At 39.5% G+C, this 9,045-nt stretch carries 10 protein-coding genes; 6 read left to right on the top strand and 4 right to left on the bottom strand.

Annotation, left to right across the window (positions count from 1 at the left end; all coding sequences use genetic code 11):
* Positions 1-490: 490 nt before the first annotated feature.
* The 4 genes from ACEW80_RS30825 (at position 491) to ACEW80_RS30810 (ending at position 4,064) form a co-directional block, all read left to right on the top strand.
* Positions 491-2,689: a CHASE2 domain-containing protein gene (locus ACEW80_RS30825; protein WP_373530254.1), complete on the top strand. Its 2,199-nt coding sequence runs from the start codon at positions 491-493 to the stop codon at positions 2,687-2,689.
* Between the two features lie 297 nt (positions 2,690-2,986).
* Positions 2,987-3,262, top strand: a complete 276-nt coding sequence (locus ACEW80_RS30820; RefSeq protein WP_373530253.1) for a DUF3493 domain-containing protein — start codon at positions 2,987-2,989, stop codon at positions 3,260-3,262.
* 245 nt (positions 3,263-3,507) lie between these two features.
* Positions 3,508-3,699, top strand: coding sequence for a hypothetical protein (locus ACEW80_RS30815; RefSeq protein WP_373530252.1), 192 nt, complete (start codon positions 3,508-3,510; stop codon positions 3,697-3,699).
* The gene (locus ACEW80_RS30810) at positions 3,690-4,064 is read left to right on the top strand and encodes a type II toxin-antitoxin system VapC family toxin (RefSeq protein ID WP_373530251.1); all 375 of its coding nucleotides are present in this window, start codon (positions 3,690-3,692) and stop codon (positions 4,062-4,064) included. Before ACEW80_RS30815 ends, ACEW80_RS30810 begins: the two co-directional genes overlap by 10 nt.
* On the opposite strand, the gene ACEW80_RS30805 is transcribed toward ACEW80_RS30810, so the two are convergent.
* Positions 4,047-4,172 carry a hypothetical protein gene (locus ACEW80_RS30805; protein ID WP_373530250.1) on the bottom strand — a complete coding sequence of 42 codons (126 nt, stop codon included), beginning with the start codon at positions 4,170-4,172 and terminating at the stop codon, positions 4,047-4,049. The two genes, ACEW80_RS30810 and ACEW80_RS30805, sit on opposite strands and share 18 nt — an antisense overlap.
* Positions 4,173-4,442: 270 nt before the next feature.
* Here ACEW80_RS30805 and ACEW80_RS30800 point away from each other — a divergent pair, with 270 nt between their 5' ends.
* Together ACEW80_RS30800 and ACEW80_RS30795 are read left to right on the top strand one after the other, a co-directional pair.
* A complete protein-coding gene (locus ACEW80_RS30800) occupies positions 4,443-5,606 on the top strand; it encodes a response regulator (protein ID WP_373530249.1) in 1,164 nt (387 codons plus the stop codon).
* A gap of 139 nt (positions 5,607-5,745) precedes the next feature.
* On the top strand, positions 5,746-7,128 hold the full coding sequence (locus ACEW80_RS30795) for an aldehyde dehydrogenase family protein (protein ID WP_373530248.1): 1,383 nt from the start codon (positions 5,746-5,748) through the stop codon (positions 7,126-7,128).
* A 34-nt stretch (positions 7,129-7,162) separates the two neighbouring features.
* Here ACEW80_RS30795 and ACEW80_RS30790 read toward each other — a convergent pair whose 3' ends face one another.
* From ACEW80_RS30790 to ACEW80_RS30780, 3 genes are all read right to left on the bottom strand, one after another.
* The gene (locus ACEW80_RS30790; RefSeq protein WP_373530247.1) at positions 7,163-7,768 is read right to left on the bottom strand and encodes a sulfite oxidase-like oxidoreductase; all 606 of its coding nucleotides are present in this window, start codon (positions 7,766-7,768) and stop codon (positions 7,163-7,165) included.
* 230 nt (positions 7,769-7,998) lie between these two features.
* Positions 7,999-8,172 (bottom strand): 50S ribosomal protein L32, encoded by a 174-nt coding sequence (gene rpmF / locus ACEW80_RS30785; protein WP_012407602.1) that lies wholly within the window; start codon positions 8,170-8,172, stop codon positions 7,999-8,001.
* Between the two features lie 159 nt (positions 8,173-8,331).
* On the bottom strand, positions 8,332-8,841 hold the full coding sequence (locus ACEW80_RS30780) for a hypothetical protein (protein ID WP_373530246.1): 510 nt from the start codon (positions 8,839-8,841) through the stop codon (positions 8,332-8,334).
* Positions 8,842-9,045: the final 204 nt, after the last annotated feature.

Below are 9,045 nucleotides of genomic sequence, written 5' to 3'. Positions count from 1 at the left end.
ACGCAGTTTTGCTCCAACTACAACAGAAATGGTTGATCAACTAATCTCAGTTGCACTCGAATTAATAAATCCTCAACATTTAAGAAACTGGTTTGCTAGTTGTTGCTACTGTACCTCATAATAGCCGGAAGTGCTGTAAGCGCGCTAAACGCCTCGTAGTTCATTAACTGTTCTCTTGAAAGTAGAAATATCGGCATTAATCTGTGCGATTTTAATAGACAAAGCTTTGGGCGTAAAATTCGCTGAACTCACTTTCAACAATATTTATACTTAATTTGTGCTGATACTTACAAAAGCCCCAGTTCTGGTTCGGTCAGATAATTAGCCTCAATATATGATAATACATCACAAATACCACAATGTCTTGAAGAACTTTGGGGAGTTGAAAAAACTCTAATAAACTCTATTTAGCTCCCATTTGAGCTATGTTAGTTCGATAGTTAATAGCTATAGGAAACGCTATAATATTTTTGCCTACTAGGTAATGGGAATGAATCAGCAGCTAGGCAAGCATTTTATGAAATTAATCTTTGGACTGAAACAATCGCTTAGTCGCGGACAAAGAGAACTGATTACTGCTGCTAGTATTGCAGTCTGCGTCCTGCTTTTGCACTCTATCGGATTATTACAATCTTTAGAGTTGGCAGCTTTAGATCAATTTTTCCGCTTACGTTCAGATGAAGGGATAGAAGAGCGTATTACTATTGTAGCAATTGATGAAGCCTCTTTAGACGAAGTAGGTTCGTGGCCGATTCCAGATCGGAATATTGCCCAGTTGTTGCAGAAATTAAATGTCCACAAACCTCGTGCTATTGGCTTAGATATCTACCGAAATTTGCTAGTAGAGCCTGGCAATCAGGAACTACGTAATGCTTATAAGTCAATATCAAACTTAATTGGTATTGAACTATTGGCAAATGACAAAAACGCTAATGTTTTATCTCCACTGGGGCTGAATATCAACCAAGTGGGTTTTAACAACGTGTTGTATGACCCTGATGGTAAAGTGCGTCGCAGCTTGTTGTATTGGCACGTTAATAATCAGGTACACGAAAGTTTTGCCTTAAAGCTGGCTTTATTGTATTTAACATCAGAGGACATTACTCCCACCAAAGCAAAAAGCAATCCTGAGTATTTGCAATTGGGTAAGGCAGTATTTACTCGTTTTGAGGCTAATGATGGTGCTTATGTGGGGGCTGATGATAGAGGCTATCAAATTTTGTCTAATTTTCCTAAACCCAGATGTCAAAGTTCATCTGGAGAATTCTGTAGTTTTCACCAAGTATCGATGAGAGATGTACTAGCAGATAAAGTCGAAGAAAACTTAATCAAAGATCGGATTGTACTAATTGGTTCCACTGCACCCAGTCTCCAGGATTTTGTATTCATTCCCTACTCCAGCAGTTTGATGGGTACGGCAAAACCTGTACCTGGTATTCAACTGCAAGCTTATTTTATTAGTGAGTTAATCTCAGCTGCTCTTGGTGGACGACCGTTACTCAAAGTCTGGACTAACTTAGTAGAATACTTGTGGATTTTTGTCTGGTCTTATGTGGGAGCCGCTACCACATGGCGGATAAGACACGTAACTAGGAGTTTTTTCAGTATCCTAGTTTCTTGCTTTCTATTGACCCTTAGTGCCTACCTTGCTTTCTTGTCCGGTTGGTGGATACCGATCATTCCTTCATTGTTTACTTTTGGCAGTTCAGCTATTTGGATGACCAGTCATATTGCCCATGTGCAGGAAGAGTGGAAACGTTCCAAAGAGTTTTTGTACCACGTAATTAACACGATTCCCGATCCAATTTTTGTGAAAAATCAAAAACACCAGTGGATTGTTTTAAATGAGGCATATTGTCGATTCATCGGCTATTCTAATAAGTTGTTAATTGGAAAATCAGACTATGACTTTTTCCCTAAATATGAAGCCGATGTATTTCGACAACATGATGATCTGGTTTTTCGGACTCAGCAACCCCAAGAAAATGAAGAAGAATTTACAAATGCAGATGGTCAAACTTATCAAATTGCCACTAAGCGATCGCTCCACAAAGATTCATCTGGCAATTTCTTTTTAGTTGGGGTGATGCGAGATATTACTAAGCGCAAGTTGATGGAGGAACAACTCAAACGTAATGCTGATGAACTATTCCGTTCTAACAATGAATTGAAACTCAAAGAAGATCACTTGCGTTATTTAGCGTATCACGATACCCTCACCGGTCTATCCAATCGCAAATTTTTTGCCGAACAATTGTACGACTCGTTACATTGGGCGCAACACCACAACTTGCTGCTAGGACTGCTATTTATTGATCTAGATGGCTTTAAGCAAGTCAATGATACTCTGGGTCACGAGAGGGGCGATCGCTTGCTGATAACTATTGCTGGGCGACTCAGCAACTCTTTACGCGCTAGTGATACAGTCTCTCGTTTAGGTGGCGATGAATTTACGGTGATTTTACGGGCAATTCCTAATGTCCAAATAGCAGCTAAAATCGCCGAAAAAATTCTAATCAGCATTAACAAGCCAATTGTTTTGGATGGCTATGCAATTAGAGTTTCCGCCAGTATTGGCATTAGTGTCTACCCATACAACAGTCAAGACAGTGAAACTTTGATAAAACAAGCAGATGCCGCAATGTACCGTGCCAAACATCTGGGTAAAAATCGCTACGAATTTGCTTAGTTAGTCAAGAGTTAAGCCTCCAGACTCTTCTCATTATCTGCTTATACTTTAGTCGAAAAATTCCAGCAGTGAAGTCAGAGTGCGATGCCTACGGCGGTAAACTACGCGCCTTCCAGTCAAAATAGCATTACACCCATTTCGCTAAATGCTTGATTTATGTCAAACTCTACTATTGAGCAACACTTTTATCAAAGGCGATGATGGGATTTGAACCCACGTCCAGCTGATTACGAATCAGCTGCTCTACCACTGAGCCACATTTGCGTACACAATCTAAGAGCATAACATGATTTAATTATGGTAGATCAAAATCCCAAAAATCGACTTAAGCCTGAACAATATGCCAGCCTCAAAGCAGAAATGGCAGCCCCATATCGCGGCTTACGACAATTTATCTACATCGCTTTCGGTGCTTCTGGTTTGATTGGCGCATTCATCTTTTTTTTCCAACTGCTTGCCGGAAGGGATGTTGACAGCGCTTTGCCTAATTTGGCTCTGCAATTAGGAATCGTTGCCTTGATGGTCTTGCTCTCGCGCTGGGAATTAAGTCGAAAAAATTCAGCAGTGAAGTGAGAGTGCGATGTCTAGGACGGGCTTTGCCTACGCAATTCCTTCGACAACAGAATTATACCAAGTTTTAGATAGTCTCACCTCTGGAAAATGAGCGTAGGCGTAGAGCGGCTTTTTACAGATATTGCTCCTAAAGATGAGAGTAAAGTTACCCTCATAGTCGTAGATTTTCTGTCTTGGAGTTACGATCAAATAGTAAAACGTTGTATCTGATATAGAAAATCATGCTACCTTTTAAGAAAAAAATTGTGACTGATGAAGCCATGCGTCCGGTAGCAGTGTTGATTGATTATCAAGACTGGCAGCAAATTGAGAAGATATTAGAAGCTCATCAATCACAACAAAAACAAGAGTTTAATTTAAACGAGTATGCGGGTGTAATTCAACTAGCTCAAGACCCTTTAGAATATCAGCAGCAAATTAGAGATGAATGGAGTTGACACAACCTTTAATTTTGTTAGATACAAATATAGTCTTGTACTTTTTAGGTGGTCGCTTAGTAAACCCATTACCATCAGGACAATATTTAATTTCAGTGATTACTGAGATTGAATTACTCTCTTATCCGAGTCTCAGTCTAGAAGAAGAAAGACAAATTATTAATTTTTTAAATAAAATTACAATCATTGGTATTGATAATAATATTAAGAATCTAACAATTGCATTTCGCAAACAATATAAAATCAGGCTTCCTGACGCAATAATTGCAGCAACTGCAAAATCTCTAAATGCAATATTGTTTACGAATGATGTAAAATTGACTATTTTAACAGAAATTAACACTCAATCAGTGGAAATTGTGTAAATGGGTGCGATCGCTTCTCTCCTCATCTGCCAATCTTTCTAATGCCTCAACTGCTACCAAAGTTGTACCGCTATCCTCTGTATTCAGTTCTAGAAGTTTACGAGCCATAATTCAGTTAGCTTGTGGCTATCTGTTAGAAAGGTAAGTAGTTTTTAAAATGCATTTTTTCTTTGAATAAAGTATACCTAAGAGTAATATCTAAAAAACTATACCAAATAAACCAGTTTCCCTAAAAATCTACTTTTACCTCGTACCTTGTATCTATAGGACTCATATTTGATTTTTGAACAAACTCAGTACAACTCAAAGAGACTTCTTCCCTACTCCCCACTCCCAGCCTACGCAAATAATTTCAGAAATCAAATCGGATTGCTATATATGACTTCACAATCTTCTCACTCCGACAAAATTCTGGTTGTTGATGACTCTCCTGATAACGTGTTTTTAATCAAAACTATTTTGGAAGAACAAGGTTACACGATTAGCACCGCAGAAAATGGAATTTCGGCCTTGGCAGAACTGAAAGCATCGCCTTGTGATTTGGTTCTGCTGGATCTAATGATGCCAGGTATGGACGGATACGAAGTTACCAAGCACATTCGTAAAGAGATGAAATTGCCGCAATACATCCCCATATTGCTGATAACTGCCCACGATGCGCCCAACGTCGCCCACGGTTTAGACTTGGGTGCTGATGATTTTATCCGCAAACCTGTAACATTAGATGAATTGCTGGCACGAGTGCGATCACTACTGCGCTTGAAGCAAAGTATGGACGAACGTGATGAAATTGCCCGTCAGCGAGAAGATTTTGTCTCCCGTCTCACTCACGATTTACGCACTCCCTTAGTGGCGGCTGATCGGATGTTAATGCTATTTCAGCAAGGTGCGTTGGGAACATTATCTCCGCAAATGCAGGAAGTAATCGCCATCATGTCCCGCAGCAATATTAACCTGCTTTCTATGGTCAATACTTTATTGGAAGTTTATCGCTTTGAAGCAGGCCGCAAAACTTTGGCATTGCAACCGATTAATCTGGGACGATTGCTAGAAGAGGTGACTGGAGAATTAGCACCTCTAGCTCAAGAAAAAACACTGTCCCTAAATTTAAATTTTACTGAGGAGTCAAGTACAAACATTGTGATGGGCGATCGCTTAGAATTACATCGTCTATTCACGAATCTTCTAGGCAATGCGATCAAATTTACCGACTCTGGGTCTGTGAATATTCGTCTTACTTTTCAAAGCCAGTTTGACAAAAGTAGTCAATCTCAGTTTTCTGGAAAATCCAATTCCGTTGACTACATTAGTATTGAGATAGCGGATACTGGCCCAGGTATTCTGCCTGAAGAACAAGCCACCATATTTGAACGATTTCGCCAAGGCAGCCACAAAAGTTCTGGTAGTGGCTTAGGGCTGTACCTTGCTCGCCGAATTGTCGAGGCACATCAAGGCATTATTCTGCTTCATTCAGAATTGCACAAAGGTAGTGTATTTACTATACTTTTACCCACAAAAATACGAGAAAATTATCAGTTATAAATTATAAAAGTTTTTAGCCAAATCAGGCATAATTGATAAGTTTTGTATTTTCTAAAAATGACTTAAATACTAAAACTTAAAGAATAAAATATGCTAACAGTAATGGCATTAAAAAAGTAGTTTTTTATTGGACAAAACAATGATGACCACTGAATTATCTAACATTGGCAATATTATCCAGAATCAGCGAGAGTTTTTTGAAAGTGGCAAAACCAAAGATATCACTTTTCGCATTGAGCAACTTAAAACTCTTAAGCAAGCAATTATTGAATCTCAGCAGGCAATAATCCAGGCATTAAAAGCAGATTTACATAAACCCGAAGTGGAGACTTACATTACAGAAATCGGCGTAATTAAGGAAATTGATTATGCTCTAAAACATATCAATACCTGGACTAAGCCCAAAAAAGTAGCCGTGTCCTTTGATTTTTTTTCTTATTCAGCCCGAATTTATCCAGAACCGTTAGGGGTTGTCTTAATTATCGGGCCTTGGAACTATCCATTTAACTTAATTATCTCACCTTTAATAGGTGCGATCGCAGCCGGGAATTGTGCAATTATCAAACCTTCCGAAATTGCTTTTCATACCTCCCATATCATCGCTGAAATTATTGCCAAATATTTCAACCCAGCTTATATTGCAGTAGTTGAAGGAGGTGTGGAAGCAAGTCAAAAACTATTGGCAGAAAAGTTTGACCACATCTTTTTTACTGGTGGTACAGCCGTGGGCAAAATTATTATGGCAGCAGCGGCAAAATATCTTACACCAGTTACTTTAGAATTAGGTGGTAAAAGTCCTTGTATTGTAGATACTGAGATTAATCTTGAACACACTTTAAGACGAATTACTTGGGGCAAATTTATTAATGCTGGACAAACTTGTATTGCCCCTGATTATCTTTTAGTTGATAAAAAAATCAAAAAAGATTTAATAGATGGTTTCAAAAAATGCCTAAAAGAATTTTATGGCGATAATCCAGCAAACAGTCCTGATTATGCCAGGATTATTAGTGAAAAACACTTTGACAGATTAGTTAAGTTCCTTGAAGATGGTGAAGTGATCATTGGCGGAAAAACTCAACCTTCAGAGCGTTATATTGCCCCCACAGTGATTGATAATGTCTCTTTAGAAGATTCTATAATGCAGGAAGAAATTTTTGGCCCTATTCTACCCATCATTGAATATACTGACATTGCAGAAGCGATCGCCTTGATTAACTCTAAACCCAAACCTTTAGCTTTGTACTTATTTTCTCAAAATAAAAACCTGCAAAAGCGAGTATTGCAGGAAACTTCATCTGGTGGAGTCTGTATCAACGATACAGTGATGCAGGTTGGTGTATCGTCTTTACCATTTGGTGGGGTGGGAGATAGCGGTACTGGCAATTATCATGGCAAAGCTAGTTTTGACACTTTTTCCCATAACAAAAGTGTATTGAAAAACTCCTTTTGGCTGGATTTAAAATGGCGATACGCTCCTTATGAGGGCAAATTGCCGCTAATCAAAAAACTTCTGGGTTAAGAGTTATGAGTTATGAATTTTTAACTCCTAACTCCTAACTATTAAAAGCGCTGCTGTAACGCTCCTCAGCCCAGGGTTCACCACGGCGATGGTAGCCATTACGCTCCCAAAAACCAAGTTCTTCATCAGCTAAAAACTCCAAACCATTGATCCACTTAGCACTTTTCCAAGCGTAGAGGTGGGGTACAACTAGCCGCATGGGACCACCATGTTCAGATGGAAGGGCTTCACTAAAGACTTTAAAGGCAAAGAAGTTTTCTTCTCGGATAAAATCTTCTACAGAAATATTGGTAGTGTAGCCACCGTAGCAGTGTTCCATAATGTGGGCTACTTTGGGGTCTAGCTCAATCAGACCCATGAAATCTGTAACTTTTATACCAGTCCATTTAACATCAAGTTTAGACCAGCGTGTTACACAGTGGAAATCCGCTGTAAATTCGTGTTGAGGTAGCGCCATAAAGTCTAACCAGCTAAAGGTAGCAGGTTTTGCCAAACCCAAAACTCGAAACTCCCATTCCTCAGTAACGACTTGGGGAGTTTCACCGTAAGTTAATACGGGGAAACCGTTAGCTAAGTGTTGACCAGGAGGGACGCGTTCGCTCTCTTCCTTCTCTGGTTTCTGAAAAAATTTTCCTAGCATAGTTGGAGAAAAATAAGTTTTCTCAAGATATTTTAGGTAATGGGTAATGGATGTTCCCAATTACTCACTACCAGTTTTTCTCGTTCTAATGAGCTTGTGTAGAGTATCTATTATTCATAATCCAATCAAGAAAGCTAAGAAAAAGCATTTATCCATTAGTAAGAAGTTTGATTGGTGACTTATGCCAATCAAATATATCGCTGCTGTTCATGCTTTTCCTGACTGGGAAATTATGATTCTTCTTCCTCTTCTTCAGCAGTTGGATAGACAAATGTAGAACGTCCAGTCAAAATCGACTTACCCAAAGAGAGAGCTTTCTGAGCTTCGACGACGGCTTTGTGCCTCCAGGTAGCTCGGCGTTTATCTCGTTTTGATTTTGAAGTTTTCTTCTTAGGAACAGCCATGTCAGCAGATATCGCAATTCTTCACAACCTTATTATTCTAGTCTATCCACTGTCAAGGACAACAGTTGAGTCAGGAATAAGTAAGTTGAATTGATCATCTGAGACGGAAGTGAGAACGCCGTAGCTTGAACTTGTCTCTGTATCAGCAATCTAAACCCGCTATTTTGGGGTTGACAGACCGCTAGCTGCTGGAACTGGAACTGGAACTGGAATTGGATTAGAGCTATTTTCAAAGAAAAGTAGCGATCGCGCAGTTTTGAAGTAAGTTGCCCAATTTTGAGCATCGGGGCGCGATCGCCATTGTGGACGGCTGACTTCTAATGTCAGAACTGGTGCGATCGATCCATAATTTTGTACGGTAACAATGATTGAAACATCTGTCACCAAGATATCTTGGTCAAAGCTCCGTTGAGCACCTGCCCTAGCGGCTGCTTCCGCTCGCCGGAGAACGGTTTCGTAGTTTTCATCGGGCAGGCGGTCAATAGCCAGGTCAACTCTAGCGGTGTAAGCTCGCACAATCTGAGGTGCGATCGCTTCTGTTACAAACCACGCAGGAACGGTAGATATGAGCAAAACTACTAAAGGAACTATCCGGATTCTTCTGGCAATTTGGCTAATAACTGAAAAGGGAGTGATCGATGATGGTAGGTGAGCATAAATCTTGCTCATGACCTTCTGTCTCCTTAGTAGTGATCTGTTATTGAAATTAGGTGAGAGTATTTTCCGGTCAATTAACGTAATAAAAATTACATTCTAACTTAAGATTCGCTTATAATCACTTAGACTATATAAAACATAGGTTAGCTTTGTTTTTTTGGCAAAGCCAACCGCAATTTTAAGACCAGCAAACAATAACTGACAAAGAGCGGGATG

The sequence above is a fragment of the Nostoc sp. genome (assembly GCF_041747015.1).
Taxonomy (GTDB): domain Bacteria; phylum Cyanobacteriota; class Cyanobacteriia; order Cyanobacteriales; family Nostocaceae; genus Nostoc.
The sequence above is the reverse complement of the archived record's forward strand: the minus strand, read 5'-3'. Positions and strand labels throughout refer to the sequence as shown.

Bases quoted from the DNA above. Each gene is read 5' to 3' on its own strand.
- ACEW80_RS30825 (WP_373530254.1), top strand. From the start codon at position 491: ATGAATCAGCAGCTAGGCAAGCATTTTATGAAATTAATCTTTGGACTG.
- ACEW80_RS30820 (WP_373530253.1), top strand. From the start codon at position 2,987: ATGGTAGATCAAAATCCCAAAAATCGACTTAAGCCTGAACAATATGCC.
- ACEW80_RS30810 (WP_373530251.1), top strand. From the start codon at position 3,690: ATGGAGTTGACACAACCTTTAATTTTGTTAGATACAAATATAGTCTTG.
- ACEW80_RS30805 (WP_373530250.1), bottom strand. From the start codon at position 4,172: ATGGCTCGTAAACTTCTAGAACTGAATACAGAGGATAGCGGTACAACT.
- ACEW80_RS30800 (WP_373530249.1), top strand. From the start codon at position 4,443: ATGACTTCACAATCTTCTCACTCCGACAAAATTCTGGTTGTTGATGAC.
- ACEW80_RS30795 (WP_373530248.1), top strand. From the start codon at position 5,746: ATGATGACCACTGAATTATCTAACATTGGCAATATTATCCAGAATCAG.
- ACEW80_RS30790 (WP_373530247.1), bottom strand. From the start codon at position 7,768: ATGCTAGGAAAATTTTTTCAGAAACCAGAGAAGGAAGAGAGCGAACGC.
- rpmF (WP_012407602.1), bottom strand. From the start codon at position 8,172: ATGGCTGTTCCTAAGAAGAAAACTTCAAAATCAAAACGAGATAAACGC.
- ACEW80_RS30780 (WP_373530246.1), bottom strand. From the start codon at position 8,841: ATGAGCAAGATTTATGCTCACCTACCATCATCGATCACTCCCTTTTCA.